This is a genomic window from Methylobacterium jeotgali (genome assembly GCF_022179345.1).
In the GTDB taxonomy this organism is placed as follows: Bacteria; Pseudomonadota; Alphaproteobacteria; order Rhizobiales; family Beijerinckiaceae; genus Methylobacterium; species Methylobacterium jeotgali.
Genome location: NZ_BPQR01000049.1, coordinates 1 through 14934, shown reverse-complemented (window position 1 = coordinate 14934; position 14934 = coordinate 1). Strand labels below are relative to the sequence as shown.

General features: G+C 70.6%; 13 protein-coding genes. 5 read left to right on the top strand and 8 right to left on the bottom strand.

Annotation, left to right across the window (positions count from 1 at the left end; all coding sequences use genetic code 11):
* Window positions 1–78: 78 nt before the first annotated feature.
* On the bottom strand, window positions 79–1293 hold the full coding sequence (locus MFF04_RS14730) for an NADP-dependent isocitrate dehydrogenase (protein ID WP_238276865.1): 1215 nt from the start codon (window positions 1291–1293) through the stop codon (window positions 79–81).
* 227 nt (window positions 1294–1520) lie between these two features.
* Between MFF04_RS14730 and MFF04_RS14725 the strand changes: the two genes are divergently transcribed.
* Window positions 1521–2297: an RNA methyltransferase gene (locus MFF04_RS14725; RefSeq protein WP_238276863.1), complete on the top strand. Its 777-nt coding sequence runs from the start codon at window positions 1521–1523 to the stop codon at window positions 2295–2297.
* A 133-nt stretch (window positions 2298–2430) separates the two neighbouring features.
* Window positions 2431–4770: a putative bifunctional diguanylate cyclase/phosphodiesterase gene (locus MFF04_RS14720; RefSeq protein ID WP_238276861.1), complete on the top strand. Its 2340-nt coding sequence runs from the start codon at window positions 2431–2433 to the stop codon at window positions 4768–4770.
* A gap of 3 nt (window positions 4771–4773) precedes the next feature.
* On the opposite strand, the gene MFF04_RS14715 is transcribed toward MFF04_RS14720, so the two are convergent.
* The 3 genes from MFF04_RS14715 to MFF04_RS14705 form a co-directional block, all read right to left on the bottom strand.
* A complete protein-coding gene (locus MFF04_RS14715) occupies window positions 4774–6057 on the bottom strand; it encodes an O-acetylhomoserine aminocarboxypropyltransferase/cysteine synthase family protein (RefSeq protein WP_238276859.1) in 1284 nt (427 codons plus the stop codon).
* 11 nt (window positions 6058–6068) lie between these two features.
* A complete protein-coding gene (locus tag MFF04_RS14710; RefSeq protein ID WP_238276857.1) occupies window positions 6069–6467 on the bottom strand; it encodes a response regulator in 399 nt (132 codons plus the stop codon).
* Between the two features lie 339 nt (window positions 6468–6806).
* Window positions 6807–8438 (bottom strand): ABC1 kinase family protein, encoded by a 1632-nt coding sequence (locus MFF04_RS14705; RefSeq protein WP_238276855.1) that lies wholly within the window; start codon window positions 8436–8438, stop codon window positions 6807–6809.
* Between the two features lie 202 nt (window positions 8439–8640).
* On the opposite strand from MFF04_RS14705, the gene MFF04_RS14700 reads away from it, so the two are divergent.
* Window positions 8641–9921: an O-acetylhomoserine aminocarboxypropyltransferase gene (locus MFF04_RS14700; protein WP_238276853.1), complete on the top strand. Its 1281-nt coding sequence runs from the start codon at window positions 8641–8643 to the stop codon at window positions 9919–9921.
* Window positions 9922–9928: 7 nt separating this feature from the next.
* Here MFF04_RS14700 and MFF04_RS14695 read toward each other — a convergent pair whose 3' ends face one another.
* Window positions 9929–10201 carry a hypothetical protein gene (locus MFF04_RS14695; RefSeq protein WP_238276851.1) on the bottom strand — a complete coding sequence of 91 codons (273 nt, stop codon included), beginning with the start codon at window positions 10199–10201 and terminating at the stop codon, window positions 9929–9931.
* Window positions 10202–10547: 346 nt separating this feature from the next.
* On the opposite strand from MFF04_RS14695, the gene MFF04_RS14690 reads away from it, so the two are divergent.
* Together MFF04_RS14690 and MFF04_RS14685 are read left to right on the top strand one after the other, a co-directional pair.
* Window positions 10548–10943, top strand: a complete 396-nt coding sequence (locus MFF04_RS14690; RefSeq protein WP_238276849.1) for a hypothetical protein — start codon at window positions 10548–10550, stop codon at window positions 10941–10943.
* Window positions 10944–10984: 41 nt separating this feature from the next.
* Window positions 10985–11626 (top strand): tetratricopeptide repeat protein, encoded by a 642-nt coding sequence (locus MFF04_RS14685; protein WP_238276847.1) that lies wholly within the window; start codon window positions 10985–10987, stop codon window positions 11624–11626.
* A 12-nt stretch (window positions 11627–11638) separates the two neighbouring features.
* Here MFF04_RS14685 and MFF04_RS14680 read toward each other — a convergent pair whose 3' ends face one another.
* From MFF04_RS14680 to MFF04_RS14670, 3 genes are all read right to left on the bottom strand, one after another.
* The gene (locus MFF04_RS14680) at window positions 11639–12004 is read right to left on the bottom strand and encodes a SpoIIAA family protein (protein ID WP_238276845.1); all 366 of its coding nucleotides are present in this window, start codon (window positions 12002–12004) and stop codon (window positions 11639–11641) included.
* An 87-nt stretch (window positions 12005–12091) separates the two neighbouring features.
* Complete coding sequence (locus tag MFF04_RS14675) at window positions 12092–14251, bottom strand: primosomal protein N' (RefSeq protein ID WP_238276843.1); 2160 nt, start codon at window positions 14249–14251, stop codon at window positions 12092–12094.
* A 64-nt stretch (window positions 14252–14315) separates the two neighbouring features.
* Window positions 14316–14934, bottom strand: a 619-nt coding sequence (locus MFF04_RS14670; RefSeq protein ID WP_238276841.1) for a TonB-dependent receptor, incomplete at its 5' end; no start/stop codon positions are given.

The following is a 14934-nucleotide window of genomic DNA, read 5'->3' as shown; positions in this document are numbered from 1 at the left end:
GCGCTTCGCGGTCCGTTTCTGTCGAGATCGTCCCGAACGCCGACCCGGCCCTGAAGCCGGGTCGGCGCGCTTCCGGGCTCAGCCGGCCATCGCGGTCTTGAGGTTCTGGTCGACCTTGTCGAGGAAGCCGGTGGTCGAAAGCCACTTCTGGTCGGGGCCGACGAGAAGAGCGAGGTCCTTCGTCATGAAGCCCGACTCGACGGTGGAGACGCACACCGTCTCGAGGGTCGTGGCGAACTTCGCCAGATCCGCGTTGCCGTCGAGCTTCGCCCGGTGGCTGAGCCCGCGGGTCCAGGCGAAGATCGAGGCGATGGAATTCGTCGAGGTCTCCTTGCCCTTCTGATGCTCGCGGTAGTGGCGCGTCACGGTGCCGTGGGCGGCCTCGGCCTCGACCGTCTGGCCGTCGGGGGTGAGCAGCACCGAGGTCATCAGGCCGAGCGAGCCGAAGCCCTGGGCGACGGTGTCCGACTGCACGTCGCCGTCGTAGTTCTTGCAGGCCCAGACATAGCCGCCCGACCACTTCAGGGCCGAGGCGACCATGTCGTCGATGAGACGGTGCTCGTAGACGATGCCGAGCGCGTCGAAGCGCGACTTGAACTCCGCGTCGAACACCTCTTGGAACAGATCCTTGAAGCGCCCGTCATAGGCCTTGAGGATGGTGTTCTTGGTCGAGAGGTAGACCGGGTACTTGCGCGCCAGCCCGTAGTTCAACGAGGCGCGGGCGAAGTCGCGGATCGAGTCGTCGAGGTTGTACATCGACAGCGCCACGCCGGCGCCGGAGAACTTGAAGACCTCCTTCTCGATCACCGTGCCGTCGTCGCCCTCGAACTTGACGGTCAGGCGGCCCTTGCCGGGCACCTTGAAGTCGGTGGCCTTGTACTGGTCGCCGAAGGCGTGGCGGCCCACCACGATGGGCTGCGTCCAGCCCGGCACGAGGCGGGGGACGTTCTTGCAGATGATCGGCTCGCGGAAGATGACGCCGCCGAGGATGTTGCGGATGGTGCCGTTGGGCGACTTCCACATCTCCTTGAGGCCGAACTCCTTCACCCGGGCCTCGTCGGGGGTGATCGTCGCGCACTTCACGCCGACGCCGTGGCGCTTGATCGCCTCGGCCGCGTCGACCGTGACTCGGTCGTTCGTGGCGTCCCGGTGCTCGACGCCGAGGTCGTAGTAGTCGAGGTCGAGGTCGAGATAGGGGTGGATGAGCTTGGTCTTGATCTCGGACCAGATGATGCGGGTCATCTCGTCGCCGTCGAGCTCGACGACGGGGTTCGCGACCTTGATCTTGCTCATGAGCCGATAGCCTTCTTGAGGTTCCCGCCGCGAGGGGCGGAGCCGGGGCCCTCGCAAGGGCCGTGCACTCGGGGCCGGGTCATAGCCCGGCGGGCCTGACGGTGGAAGGCAGGGGAGGGGGCCGTGCCGGTGACAGCTTGGCGGCGCTGTCAGAACGGGCCCGCGCTGGACAAGCCCGGCCGTCGGTGCCATCGGCGCCCGAGCCCCGGCCGGCCCCTGCAGACGCGATGCCCCTCGAGATCCCTCCCGCCGACACCCCCGCCATCGTCCTCGTCGAGCCGCAGCTCGCCGAGAACATCGGCATGACCGCCCGCGCCATGGCGAATTTCGGCCTCTCGGACCTGCGCCTCGTCAACCCGAAGAACGGCTGGCCGAAGAAGGGCGTGCGGGAGGCGGCCTCCGGTGCCACGCACGTGCTCGACGCCGCCCGCATCTATGCGAGCCTGCCCGAGGCCATCGCCGATCTCGGCCTGGTGCTCGCCACCACCGCGCGCTCGCGGGGCCAGATGAAGCGGGTGCTCGCCCCCGAGGCTGCCATGGCCGAGCTGGCCGCGCGCCCGGCCGGGCAGCGGGCGGGCATCCTGTTCGGCCGCGAGCGGGTCGGGCTCGACAACGACGAGGTCTCGCTCGCCGACGCCATCGTCACCTTCCCGGTCTCGCCGGACTTCCCCTCCCTCAACCTCGCCCAGGCGGTGCTCCTCGTGGGCTACGAGTGGCGCCGTGCGAGCGGCCGGGCCGCGATCCCGTTCTCCGGGGAGATGCTGTCGCCGCCGGCCCCGAAGGCGGCGCTGCTTTCGCTGTTCGACTATGTCGAGGGCCTGCTCGACGAGGCGGCCTTCTACCCGCCGGGCAAGCGCGAAGGCATCGCGCGCAACATGCGCGACATGTTCCACCGCATGGCCATGACCGAGCAGGACGTGCGCACCCTGCGCGGCGCCCTGAGGGCGATCGCCGCGCGCGGCGATTCGGGCGCAGGCCCCGGACCCGACGAGGCTGCCGGCTGACTGACGGGTCTGCGGAGCGGCGTGAGACGTCGTTCGACGAAAGCGGGTCGGTGACGGTCGACCGGCCCCGATCGGATCGATTCCGTCACAGGTATTAACCCGTTTTCAGGCATTCGGCGGCAGGTTGATCCGCATGGCCGATGTCCAACTAAGCCGCATCGGCGGCGAATTTCTCTGCCCTGCGCAGGAAGCCGCGTTCCAGGCCGGTCGGCTGCCCGAGACGCGCCGCCACGCGCGCCTGATGTTCGCGCTCTCGACGGTTCTGAACTTCGCGTTCCTGGCGAGCGACTGGCGCTTCTACGGCGAGCCGCATTTCTGGGTCGCCGTCCCGGCTCGCCTCATCGTGGTGTTCGCCTCCATCGCCTGCTTCCTGCTGGCCGCCCGTGTCTCGGAGTTCCGCGTCCTCCAGCGCATCATGCTGGCCTGGGAGGCGATCGCCACGATCTCGATCGCCTTCCTGGTCTCGTCGCGCTCGGACATCGCCCTGTTCGTGGTGCTGCTGCTGCCGACGCTGTTCATGCTCGTCGTGCCGACGAGCTTCCGCTGGACCGTGATCGTCGCGTTCGGAAGCTCCGCGATCCTGATGGCGGCCTACATGCTGCCGCCGCCGATCCCCGCGACGGCGCTCGGCCTGATTCTCGCCCTCAGCATCCAGATCATCGGGCTGCTTCTGTCCGTGATGCGCTCCAATCGCCTGCGCCGGCTCGAATGGGCGGCGGCCGAGGCGCAGCGGCGCGCCAATCTCGACCTTGCCGAGAGCAAGCGCCTGGTCGAGGCGATGTTCGGGGCCGTGCCCGTCCCGGTGGTGGTCTCGACGAGGACCGGCCGCATCGCCAGCATGAACGAGGCCGCGATCCGCTTCTTCCGCATCCCGCGGCAGGATGGCTACGCGCACCTGACGACCCGCGACCTCGTTCCGAGCGAGGGCCGCCGGCGGATCCACGCCGGGATCACGGCGCACCAGAAGGTGCGCAACATCGAGCTGCCTCTCCAGACGGCGGACGGGCATCAGCGGCAGGTTCTTCTTTCGGCCGGGCGCGTGGACATCGCCGGCGAGGAATGCGTGGTGTCGAGCCTCGTCGACATCACCGACCGCAAGGCCGACGAGCAGGCCGTGCAGCGGGCCGCGACCCATGATGCGCTGACCGGCCTGCCCAACCGGGCGCTGTTCCAGACGACCCTCGACACGGCCATCGTCTCGGCGGCGGTCGGCGCGTCGAGCGTCGGGCTGATCCTGCTCGACCTCGACGCCTTCAAGGAGATCAACGACACCCTCGGGCACGATGCCGGCGACACGCTGCTGATCGAGATCGCCCGCCGGCTCTCCGGCACCGTCGGCGGAAAGGACCTCGTCGCCCGTCTTGGCGGGGACGAGTTCGTGATCGTCGTCGCCGACGGCGCCCGTCACGGGCCGGACGGGAACCGCCGCATCCTGGCGGTGGCGCAGGCGGTGTTCGACGTGCTCGGCGCGCCGGTGGCGGTAGCCGGCCGCAACATCCAGACGCGGGCGAGCCTCGGGCTCGCGCTCTATCCGCAGCAGGCGGCGAGTTCCGCCGAGCTCCTCACCAACGCCGACCTCGCCCTCTACGCCGCCAAGGGCGCCGGCCGGAACCGAGCCGCGCTGTTCGAGCCGGCGCTGCGCACCCGGATCGATGCGCGGGTGCGGCTGAACCAGGAGTTCCGCGCCGCCCTCGACGAGGGCCGGATCGTGCCGTTCTATCAGCCGAAGGTCAGCTTCGCGACGGGCCGCGTCGTCGGCTTCGAGGCGCTGACCCGCTGGAACCACGCGGTGAAGGGCATCCTGTCCCCCGGCGCCTTCGAGAGCGTGTTCGACGATGCCGAGATCGGCGTCCTGCTCGGCTCGAACCTCGCCGAGCAGGTGGTGGCCGACATCGCCGGCTGGCTCGCCGTGGGGATCGATCCGGGCCGGGTGTTCATCAACCTCTCGACGGCGCAGTTCGCCGACAAGGCGCTCGCCGAGAAGCTGCTGGCCGTTCTCGAACAGTACGGCGTGCCGCCGGAGCGGCTCGGGGTCGAGGTGACCGAGACCGTGCTTCTGAACGGGCAGGCGGAGCGCATCTGCGAGGTGCTCAACGCGCTGCAAGCCGCAGGCATCCGCGTCGCGCTGGACGATTTCGGCACGGGCTACGCCTCGCTGACGCACCTGAAGCGCTTCCCCGTCGACGAGATCAAGATCGATCGCAGCTTCGTCTCGGACCTGACGCGGGACGCCAACGACGCGGCGATCGTCACCGCGCTCCTGCGCCTCGGCCGCAGCCTCGGCCTCGACGTGACGGCGGAGGGCGTCGAGACCTCCGAGCAGGCGATGTTCCTCGATCTCGGCGGCTGCACCTGCGCCCAGGGCTACCTATACAGCCGGCCGATGGCGGGTCGGGACGTCCCGCCCTACCTGGAGCGCCCCGAGCCCGCGCTGCCGCCGCTCCTGGCGGCGCTGCCCGAGGCGGCCGAGTAACCTTCAGGCGGCCTGCGCCAGCGCCTGGTCGATGTCGGCCAGGATGTCCTCGACGTTCTCGAGGCCGATCGAGAGGCGCACCGTCTCGGGTCCGACCATGGCCGCCGCCCGCTCCTCGGGCCGCAACTGGCGGTGGGTCGTCGTCGCCGGGTGGATCGCCAGCGACTTGATCTCGCCGATGTTGACGAGATGCGAGACGAGCTCCAGGGCCGCGATGAAGCGCAGCGCCGCCGGCTCGCCGCCCTTGAGCGCGAAGGTGAAGATCGAGCCCGGACCCTGCGGCACGTAGCGGTTGGCAAGCTCTTCGCCGGGCTGTCCGGGCAGGCCGGGGTAGCTCACCCATTCCACCGCCGGATGGTCCTTCAGATGGGCTGCGACCGCCCGCGCGTTGGCGCAGTGGCGCGCCATGCGCAGCGGCAGGGTCTCGATGCCGGTGAGCGTCAGGAAGGCGTTCATCGGCGAGAGGCCGGGCCCGAGATCGCGCAGGCCGAACAGGCGGCAGGCGACCGCGAAGGGGAAGTCCGGGAAGCGCTCCGTGACGACGAGGCCGTCATAGTCCGGCCAGGGCTCGTTGAGGAGGTTGTAGCGACCGGGCCGCGTCCAGTCGAAGCGGCCGGCGTCGCAGATCATGCCGCCGATGGTCTGGCCGGAGCCGCCGAGGAACTTCGAGGTCGAATGGATGACGATGTCCGCCCCGTGCTCGATCGGGCGGATCAGAGCCGGCGAAGCGAGCGTGCTGTCGACGACGAGCGGCAGGCCGTGGCGGCGGGCCACCTCGGCGATGCCGGCGATGTCGACCACCGTCGCGCAGGGGTTGACGATCGACTCGCAGACGATGGCCCGCGTCTCCGGGGTGATCGCCGCCTCGAAATCCGCCGGGTCGAGCCCGGCGGCGAATTGCGGCTTCAGGTCGTAGCGCCCGTCGAGCCGGCGCATCAGGCCGAGCGAGCCGCCGAACAGGCGCGGCGAGGCCACGTAGGCCTCGCCCGAGCGCATCAGCGTCATCAGCACCAGCAGCACTGCCGACTGCCCGGAGGACACGGCGACGGCGGCCTTGGCGCCCTCGAGCGCCGCCACGCGCCGCTCCAACGCCGCGACGGTCGGGTTCGAGCCGCGCGAGTAGGAGAAGCCGGTGCGCCGCATGGCGAAGATGTCGGCGGCCTGCTCCGTCGAGTCGAAGACGAAGCCGTTGGTGAAGTAGATCGGCGTGGCGCGGGCGCCGGTCGCCGGGTCGGGCGCGGCTCCGGCGTGGATGGCCTGCGTGGCGAAGCGGTGCGCGCTCGACATCGGATCTCGGTTCAGGCGGTGCGCTGCACGAAGGCGCGGAGGGTCCGCACCAGGGTTCGCGGCTCGTAGGGCTTGGGGATGAAGCGGGCGCCCTCGGGCATGTCATGGGGGCCGGGCGTGCCCATCCCCGAGACGACGAGCACCGGGATGCCGGGCCAGCGCCGCGCCACGAGGCGGGCCAACGCGAAGCCGTCCATCGACCCCTGCGGCATGTCGACGTCGGTCATCAGCACGCCGACGTCGTCGCGGTTCTCGAGGACCTTGAGCGCCTTGTCGGCATGGGTCGCCTCGACCACCGTGAACCCGGCGTCGGCGAGCGTGTCCGACGCTTCCATGAGCAGGAGCCCATCGTCCTCGACGAGGAGCACCACGGGGTTCTCGGCAAGATCCGGGGGGGGCGTTTCAGTCATCAGGCCGTCGGCGATCCCTGCAACGAACTTCGGGCCCTATTCCCCGCATCCCGCCCCGTCAAGGACGGCCGCCGCTTCATTGTGCATTGCGAGAGCGCGGAAGGTCGCACGGGGACCGTTCCAGACGGTGCACGCGCCAAGGGGGCGACGACCGTCGGCACGAAGGCCGTCGTCCGTTTCGCCGCGCTTCGCCGGGTCGCCGAAGCTGTGGACGGGGCACCCCGCGACCCCGTGCACCGGCACCATGGCGATCCGCGGACGATTCCTTCCGCACCCTTCCGCGCGATGATCCGATCGGCACGAGCGGTGCTCGACAGGGGCCGCGTTTCGAGGGCGCGGCTACCGGTTGCGCCCGAGCAGCACCAGCCACCCGATGCCGAGGGTGAAGACGACGACGCCGGTCGTCACGATGGCCGGGGTACCGAGTTCGATGAGGCGCGGCGCGAGCTGCGTCGCGAAGGCCGCCACGACGAGTGCGACCGCGACCCGCGCGGCGGCCCGCTCGATGCCGCGCGTCACCTTGTCGAGCCCCTTCACCTCGATCTCGACGGTGACGCGGCCCTGCTTGAGCCGCACCAGCATCAGGTGGATCAGAGTCGGCAATTCGGAGGCCGCGCCGAACAGGCCGACGCCCAGCGCCTCGGCCTTCTGCTTGAGCCCGGTCAGCGAGAACTGGCGGGACATCGTCGTTCGCACGGTCGGCCCGGCGGCGGCGAAGAGATCGAAGTTCGGATCGAGGTGACGCATCACGCCGTCGGCGGTGACGAGGCCCTTGAACAGGATCGCGAGGTCGGTCGGCATCGCGAGATCGTTCTCGCGGGCCATGGTCATGAAGTCGGTCAGCACCTCGCCGAGGTTGAGCGGGATCGAGGAGTGGCGCTCCACGAAGGCCTGGGCGGAGCCCTCGAGCTTGGTCAGGTCCGGGTTGGTGGCGCCCGTCCAATCGAGGAGCACGGCCATCAGCCCGTCGGCGTCCTGCTTCAGCATGGCGCCGATCAGGATGAGGAGCTGGTTGCGCCGCTTCTGCGAGAGCCGGCCGACGATGCCGAAATCGATGAAGCCGATGCGGTTGCCCGGCAGCGCCAGCAGGTTGCCGGGATGCGGGTCGGCGTGGAAGGCGCCTTCGATCAGCGCCATGCGCAGGAAGGCGTCGGTGCCCTTCTGGGCGAGCAGCTTCTTGTCGACGCCCGCGGCGCGGAGACCCTCCTCGTCGGTCGGGCGGATGCCGTGGATGAACTCCTGCACGAGCACCCGCTCGGAGCACCACTCCCAGAAGATCTTCGGGAAGACGATGTCGTCCCGGTCCTCGAACATCGCCGCGAGAAGCTCGCAGTTCCTCGCCTCGTTCATGAGGTCGAGCTCGCCGTTGAGGCCGGCGGCGAGGTGGCGCATCTGCTCGCGGGGCTGGTAGCGGGCCATGTCCGGCCACTCGGTCTCGACGATGCGCGCCCCGTGCGCCATCAGCCGGAGATCGGCGTCGATGACCTTGCGCAGGCCCGGCCGCAGCACCTTCACCACCACGTCCTCGCCGTCGTGGGTGCGCGCCCGGTAGACCTGCGCGATCGAGGCCGAGGCGATGGCGTTGGTGTCGAACTCCGCGAAGACCTCGTGGGGCGAGGCGCCGAGATCGGCCTCGAGCTGCGGGCGAATCTGCTCCCAGGGCATCGGCGAGACCTGGCTGTGGAGCTTCTCCAGCTCCTCGGTCCAGATCGGGGAGAGCAGGTCCGGCCGGCTCGCGAGAACCTGCCCGAACTTGATGAAGGTCGGCCCCAGCGCCTCGATCGCCCGGCGCAGGCGCTCGGGCTGTGAGAGCCGCGTCACGTCAACCCGCGGCTTCCGGCGGGGCACGATCGGGATGTAGCGCAGGCCCAGCCGGTCCACGACGTTGTTGACGCCGAAGCCGATCAGCACGGCGGCGATCTCGGACAGGCGCTGACGGTCGCGCGCGGCGACGAAGGCGGTTTTCAACATCGAGGCGGATCGACCTTCCGGTGCCGCGCGGCAGATCCGGCGGCCCTGCCCGAACGCACGCAATTTCCGGCCTTTTTGAGGAGAGAAGGCTCGGCATGCGCACCCTCACCGGGTCGCGGGTTGCCTGCCCGCGCCGCCGGGGCTTAAACCCGCCCGACGACCGGCCCCGGCGACGGGGCCGCCTCCTTCAGGAAAGCTGCCGATGTCCGACCGCGTGCCCGGCTTCGAGACCCTCGCCATCCATGCCGGCGCGGCCCCCGACGCGGCGACCGGCGCCCGCGCCACGCCGATCTACCAGACGACGAGCTTCGTCTTCGACGACGTCGACCACGCCGCCTCGCTGTTCGGACTCCAGGCCTTCGGCAACATCTACTCGCGCATCACCAACCCGACGAACGCGGTGCTGGAGGAGCGGATCGCGGCGCTGGAGGGCGGCACCGCTGCGCTGGCCGTCGGCTCTGGCCACGCCGCCGAGTTCCTGACCATGCACGCCCTGATGCAGCCGGGCGACGAGTTCGTGGCCGCCAACAAGCTCTACGGCGGCTCGATCAACCAGTTCAACCACTCCTACAAGAGCTTCGGCTGGAACGTCGTCTGGGCCGACACCGACGACCCGTCCTCGTTCGAGCGGGCGATCACGCCCCGCACCAAGGCGATCTTCTGCGAGTCGATCGCCAACCCCGGCGGGGTCGTCACGGACATCGCGGCGATCGCCGAGATCGCGCACCGCCACAACGTCCCGCTCGTCGTCGACAACACCATGGCGAGCCCGTACCTGATCCGCCCCTTCGAGCACGGGGCCGACATCGTCGTGCACTCGGCCACGAAGTTCCTAGGGGGGCACGGCACTTCGATCGGCGGCCTCATCGTCGACGGCGGCCGCTTCCCCTGGGCCGGCGACGAACGCTACCCGATGCTCTCGAAGCCCCGGCCGGAATATGCCGGCATGGTGCTCTCGGAGACCTTCGGCAATTTCGGCTTCGCCATCGCCTGCCGCGTGCTCGGCTTGCGCGACCTCGGCCCGGCGCTCTCGCCCTTCAACGCCTTCCTGATCCTCAACGGCATCGAGACGCTGCCCCTGCGCATGCAGCGCCACTGCGACAACGCACTGGAGGTCGCCCGCTTCCTCGCCGGGCACGAGGCGGTCTCCTGGGTGAGCTATCCGGGCCTGGAGAACGACCGCTACCACGCGCTCGCCCGGCGCTACACGCCGAAAGGCTCGGGGGCCGTCTTCACCTTCGGCCTGAAGGGCGGCTACGACGCCGGCGTCAAGCTCGTGTCGAACCTCGAGCTGTTCTCGCACCTCGCGAACATCGGCGACACGCGCTCGCTGGTGATTCATCCGGCCTCGACCACGCACCGCCAGCTCACCGACGCGCAGAAGAGCGCCGCCGGGGCCGGGCCGGAGGTGGTGCGCCTCTCGATCGGCCTGGAGGACCCCGCCGATCTCATCGAGGATCTCGACGGGGCGCTGAGGGCCTAAGGTCCCGTCAGTCGCAGCGCTCCCGGCGTACCGTCGTCGAGGAGCCGTCGATCTCCGTGCGCGTCGTCGTCGTGCGCTCGCAGCCGCCCTCTGGCACGGCCGGCACCACCGCGCGGCGCTCGACCACCACCGGGTCCTCGCGCTCGATGAGAACGGCGCGCGGCTCGTCCCGCTCGATGATCGTGGTCTGGGCGGCCGCCGCGCCGCTCAGGCCGGCGAGGAACGCCGCACCGAGGAGCATTCGGCCGGGCCGCAGGGCGGCGGGACTGGGATGGCGCATGAATCGTCTCCTGTTGTCGTCACGGTTCGGGCGGCCAAGGTTCGGGCGGCAACGAGCGAGCAAGCGAGACAGTTCCCATCCGCCGATCTTCGCGGCGCTCCGGTCGATCTCAAGCTCTGCCGTTACTGGCGGCCGAGGATGACGGGAGAGATGCGGTATTCAGTCGAGGTTCAGTCCCGATCAGCTTTACGGCGGCGCGCGCTGAATTCTTCGGATTGGTCATATTCTCGCCGTTCCGCTATCGGATTTCCATCCGCGCACCCGCCGCCGGGGCGGTTCTCCCGGCACCACTCGCGAATACACGCGGGACGGCCGCCGGTGCCCGCAGCCGGATGAGAGGTTCCTGATGAAGCACGTCGCCCTTGTTCTCGCCCTCGGCGCCGGTCTCGCGAGCGGCCCGGCCGTGGAGAAGGCGGGAGCAGCAGAGGCCGGCGGCTTCAATGGCACCTGGTCCGTCGAGCTCGTGACCGACAGCGGCCTGTGCGACAGCCGCTACCGCTACTCGGTCGCCGTCAACGAGGGCAGCGTGCAGCTGGTCTCGGCGAGCGACGGCGCGCGCATGAGCGGGCGCGTCGGCAGCGACGGCACCGTGGGCCTGAGCGTCTCCAACGGCACCGCGAGCGGCGCCGTCTCCGGCCGTCTCCTCGCGCAGACCGGCTCGGGCACCTGGAAGGTCTCGGCCCTCTGCTCCGGCCGCTGGACGGCCCGCCGCCAGAACACCCGCACCGCCCAGGCGGAATAAGGCCGCGCTCCGACCGTCCTTTTCGAGAAGGGGAGCGGCGGATGCGAATCGCGGGCAGGGCGATGGCGATGGTGCTCGGTCTTCTCGCCGGCTTGTTCGGCGGCGGCGCCCGCGCCGACATCGCCTCCGGCATCAGGGCCTACGACCGGGGCGATTACCCGGCCGCGCTCCGCGCCTTCGAGGCCGGCGCCGTCAAGGGCGACCCGCAGGCCCTCTACAACCTCGGCGTCGCTTACGCCGAAGGCCGCGCCGTGCCCCGCGACGAGGGCCGGGCCCTCTCCTACTACCGCCAGGGCGCGGAGCGCGGCAGCGTGCTCGCCGCGTTCAATCTCGCGCAGGCCTATCGCAAGGGGCAGGGCGTCGCGCCCGACCTCGCGAAAGCGGTGCGCTGGTACCGCTTCGCGGCGGAGCGCGGGCATTACAAGGCCGGCAACGAGCTCGGCATCCTCTACACGGAGGGGCGCGGCGTGCCCCACGATCCGGTCGAGGGCTTCGCCTGGATCTACCCGGCGACCCACGCCTCGATCATGGACGAGGCCGCCATGACGAACGCCATGCAGGCGGCCTCGCGCCTCGACCGCCAGCAGATCGCCGAGGCGCAGGCGCGAGGTCAGGCCTACTTCAAGCGCTACACGGCCCCGCACCGGAGGGTGGTGGAGACCCTGCGCCGAGGGGGCCGCTGAGGCGCTTCGTCGTCAGGCCGTGGCCGCGGCGAGCCACTGGCGCGCCTCGTCGATCTTGGCGCGCTCGAATACCTTGATCTTGGCCGGCGACACGAAGCTGAACGTCTCGGCCACGACCTTGAGCCAGTGGGCGTCCGTGACCAGGGCGACGTGGCTGACACCCTTCATCATCTCGATGCCGAAGCGCGGGTCCTTGAAGAAGGCCGCCGGCTCCATGCCCTCGAAGGCGCGCACGTCCTCGAGCAGCCGGAGCTTCCGGCCCGTGCCGAGATCGCTCTTCATCGCGGTGATGACGGCGTTCATCTCCTCGTCGGAGATCTTCCCGTCGACGACGATCTCGGCGATGTCGGACTCCGGCTTCTTCTCGTAGCTCAGCACGCGGCCGCTCCTCTGGATGTGCGCCCGGAGGCTAGCATCGAAACGGGGCGCGGCAAGCGGTGCACGCTCGATGGCGGGGGATGAGCCTTACAGAAAGCTCTGCGGGTCGACGTCGACGGTGACGCGCAGGTTTCCCCTCGGCTTCGGCCCCCGGGCCAGCCAGTCCCGCAGGTAGGCCTGGATGTCGACGCTGCGCTCGGTCTTGACCAGCAGCCGGAAGCGATGGCGGCCCCGGATCAGGGCGAGCGGGGCCTCCGCCGGCCCCAGCACGGCGATTCCCGGCGGCGGCTCCGCGGCGCGGGCGAGCGCCTGTCCGTGGGCCTCCGCCGCCTGCTTGTCGGTGCCCGAGACGATCAGCGCCGCAAGCCGCCCGAACGGGGGCAGCTCCGCCTCCTCGCGGGCGGCGATCTCCTCGGCGTAGAAGCGCTCGGCGTCGCCCGAGAGCAGCGCCGCGATCACCGGATGGCCGGGCTGGTAGGTCTGGACGAGGGCGCGTCCCGGCCGCTCTCCGCGCCCGGCCCGGCCCGTGACCTGCTGAAGGAGCTGGAAGGTCCGTTCCGAGGCGCGCGGATCGCCGGAGGTGAGGCCGATATCGGCGTCGAGCACGCCGACCAGCGTCAGGTGCGGGAAGTTGTGTCCCTTGGCGACGAGCTGCGTGCCGATGACGATGTCGCACGCGCCCGCCGCCACCGCATCGAGCTCCGCCCGCAGGCGCTCGGCCCCGCCGGGGAAATCGCTCGACAGCACGATGATGCGCTTGTCGGGGAAGAGCTCCGCCGCCTCCTCGGCGATGCGCTCGACGCCCGGCCCGCAGGCGGTATGGCTGTCGATGGTGCCGCACTCCACGCAAGCCTCCGGCCGGCGCTCGGCGTGGCCGCACTGGTGGCAGACCAGCGCCCGGCGGAAGCGGTGCTCCACGAGCCAAGTCGAGCATTGCGGGCACTGGTAGCGGTGGCCGCAGGAGCGGCAGAGCGTCAGCGGCGCGTAGCCCCGCCGGTTGAGGAAGAGCAGCGCCTGCTCGCCATCCGCCAGCGCCTGCCGCACGGCGGCGACCACGGGCGGGGCGATGAAGCGGCCGCGCTCGGGCTTGTCGAGGCGCATGTCGACGGCCGCGATGTCGGGCAGGCGCCGGCCGCCGAAGCGCTCGGGCAGCACGATGCGCCGGTAACGCCCCCGCTCGGCGTTGACGCGGCTCTCGATCGAGGGCGTCGCCGAGGCGAGCACAACGGGGCATTCCTCGATTCGTCCGCGCACCACCGCCATGTCACGGGCGTGGTAGTGGACCCCGTCCTCCTGCTTGTAGGCGGTCTCGTGCTCCTCATCGACGACGATGAGCCCAAGCCGCGCGAAGGGCAGGAACAGGGCGGAGCGCGCCCCGACCACCACCGAAACCTCGCCGTCGGCCACCCCCGCCCGGATGCGCTCCCGCCGCCTGCCGCTGACGCCGGAGTGCCAGGTCGCCGGGCGCACGCCGAAGCGCACGGCGAAGCGGTCGAGGAACTGGGCCGTCAGCGCGATCTCCGGCATCAGGATCAGCGCCTGCTTCCCCCTACGCAGACAGGCTGCGACGGCCTCGAAATAGACCTCCGTCTTGCCGGAGCCGGTGACGCCTTCGAGCAGCGTCACGGTCGCTCCCTCGGCGGCCGACAGCGTCGCTGCGGCTTCCGACTGCGCGTCCGACAGCGGCGTCCCGCGGGCGAAGTCCGGGTCCGGCGGCAGGGCGACGGGCTCCGGCTGGAGCGCCACCGCCTCCAGGGCGCCGTCGTCGACGAGGCCGTCCACGACGGAGAGCGACACGTCCGCCGCCTTGGCGAGCTCGGTCTTGCCGCGGAGCGTCCCGTCTGCGGCGACCGCGAGAACCTTGGTGCGAGCGGCGGTAGCCCGCGCCGGGGGCTTGCCCGTGGCGCGCACGCCGACCCGTGGGACCTCCCGGCGGGCGGCCTCGTCGGGGACGCGCAGCGCCATGGCCAGCGCCGAGCCCTTCGGCGCCAGGGTATAGCGGGCGAGCCAGTCGACCAAGGCGCGAAGCGCCGGGGGTAGGGGCCCGACATCGACGCGGCCGGTGACGGGCCGCAGGTTCGAGCCGCCCGCCCGCTCCGCCACGGACCAGACGACGCCCAGCGTCTCGCGGGGGCCCAGCGGCACCTGCACGACGTCGCCCTCGGACAGCGCGAGCCCGGCGGGCACCGCGTAGCTGTAGGGCGTGTCGAGGGCCAGCGGGATCAGGATCTCGGCGGTGGCGGACATCGGAACCGACCTGCGGCGGGAGTTTGTTCTATATATGTTTCCTCCCGCCTCAGGAAACCCGGTCTCAGAACCGGGCGGTCACGAAGAGCCGCACGTTGCGGCCGGGCAGGGGCACCTCGTCCTTCTTGAAGGAAGCCGCGTTGCGGATCACCACGTCGAGGAGGTTCGAGCCGCGCAGGCCCAGCGTCACCTCGCTGAGGCCGTGAACGGCCGGGTCGAGGGGGCTTGTATAGGCGATCTCGGCGCGCAGGTCGTCGTAGCCCGGCGTACGGGTCTCCAGCGGCGCGGTCTCGGTATGGGCGAAGGCGTGGAGCAGGTTCACCTGCGCGAACCAGCCGTCCGCCCGCAGGAAGACGCCGCCGCCGACCCGGTGGGGCGGGATGCGCGGCACGTTGGTGCCGTCGTCGAAGCGGGCCCGCACGAAATCATACTGCGCGTTGAGGCCGGCGAAGCCCTTGCCGATCGCCCAGAGGTCGAGCTGGGCTGCGACCTCCGCTCCGTGGAAGGTCGCGTCCGCCTGCGAGTAGGCCACCTGCCGGAAGGGGCCGCCGTTCACGCCGCAGGTGTCGAAGGTGTCGCCGCAGGTGAAGCCGGTCAGGCGCTTATAGATGAAGCCGGTGTAGCGGGTGACATAGCCCGTCGCGTCGAGGCGCAGCGGGCCCTCGGCGCGGCGCAGGCCGATC

Bases quoted from the DNA above. Each gene is read 5' to 3' on its own strand.
- MFF04_RS14730 (WP_238276865.1), bottom strand. From the start codon at position 1,293: ATGAGCAAGATCAAGGTCGCGAACCCCGTCGTCGAGCTCGACGGCGAC.
- MFF04_RS14725 (WP_238276863.1), top strand. From the start codon at position 1,521: ATGCCCCTCGAGATCCCTCCCGCCGACACCCCCGCCATCGTCCTCGTC.
- MFF04_RS14720 (WP_238276861.1), top strand. From the start codon at position 2,431: ATGGCCGATGTCCAACTAAGCCGCATCGGCGGCGAATTTCTCTGCCCT.
- MFF04_RS14715 (WP_238276859.1), bottom strand. From the start codon at position 6,057: ATGTCGAGCGCGCACCGCTTCGCCACGCAGGCCATCCACGCCGGAGCC.
- MFF04_RS14710 (WP_238276857.1), bottom strand. From the start codon at position 6,467: ATGACTGAAACGCCCCCCCCGGATCTTGCCGAGAACCCCGTGGTGCTC.
- MFF04_RS14705 (WP_238276855.1), bottom strand. From the start codon at position 8,438: ATGTTGAAAACCGCCTTCGTCGCCGCGCGCGACCGTCAGCGCCTGTCC.
- MFF04_RS14700 (WP_238276853.1), top strand. From the start codon at position 8,641: ATGTCCGACCGCGTGCCCGGCTTCGAGACCCTCGCCATCCATGCCGGC.
- MFF04_RS14695 (WP_238276851.1), bottom strand. From the start codon at position 10,201: ATGCGCCATCCCAGTCCCGCCGCCCTGCGGCCCGGCCGAATGCTCCTC.
- MFF04_RS14690 (WP_238276849.1), top strand. From the start codon at position 10,548: ATGAAGCACGTCGCCCTTGTTCTCGCCCTCGGCGCCGGTCTCGCGAGC.
- MFF04_RS14685 (WP_238276847.1), top strand. From the start codon at position 10,985: ATGCGAATCGCGGGCAGGGCGATGGCGATGGTGCTCGGTCTTCTCGCC.
- MFF04_RS14675 (WP_238276843.1), bottom strand. From the start codon at position 14,251: ATGTCCGCCACCGCCGAGATCCTGATCCCGCTGGCCCTCGACACGCCC.